Consider the following 511-nt stretch of genomic DNA (forward strand, 5'->3'; position numbering starts at 1 on the left):
GTGGAAACAGCTCGCGGAAAATTACCCGCTCGGAAAAGCCGGGGGCTACGCGAAAGCCGATGCGGCGGGCCAGATCCTCCAGCGCGGCGNCCGACCNTTTTCTTGTTATGCATCTGCTGCGNCCCCAGGCGGTTGCGCAAGACGATCCAGTCGATGGGCTTCAACCCCGCCTGCGCCCGCATCTGCCGCGCATTCCACACCATCTCGGAATAGATCGACGGACCGATCACCTTACCGGTTTCCGTATCGATCCGCGCCAGAAGGTCGAAATCGGTCAGCACTTTGCTCCGACGATTATCGCCATCTGGGCGTGCCGGAAAACGATTTGCGGTCATCCTGGGCGCATTGTTCCGACATCGTGAAAACAGCCGAAGCGCAGGGATTCGGAAACATCCTGTGCCCGTCATCCTATCAGGTGGGGCAGGACACGCTGTCCTTCGTGGCGGGCTGCGCCCCGATTACCGACCGGATCAACATGCTGGCTGCTGTACGCTGTGGCGAAATGCAGCCC

General features: G+C 60.8%; 2 pseudogenes. One reads left to right on the forward strand and one right to left on the reverse strand.

Annotation, left to right across the window (positions count from 1 at the left end):
* A pseudogene (locus TR36_RS14480) lies at positions 1-272 on the reverse strand (division plane positioning ATPase MipZ); the annotation flags it as partial.
* A 53-nt stretch (positions 273-325) separates the two neighbouring features.
* On the opposite strand from TR36_RS14480, the pseudogene TR36_RS14485 reads away from it, so the two are divergent.
* A pseudogene (locus tag TR36_RS14485) lies at positions 326-511 on the forward strand (alkanesulfonate monooxygenase); the annotation flags it as partial.

The sequence above is a fragment of the Falsirhodobacter sp. alg1 genome (genome assembly GCF_000739715.2).
Taxonomy (GTDB): Bacteria; Pseudomonadota; Alphaproteobacteria; order Rhodobacterales; family Rhodobacteraceae; genus Falsirhodobacter.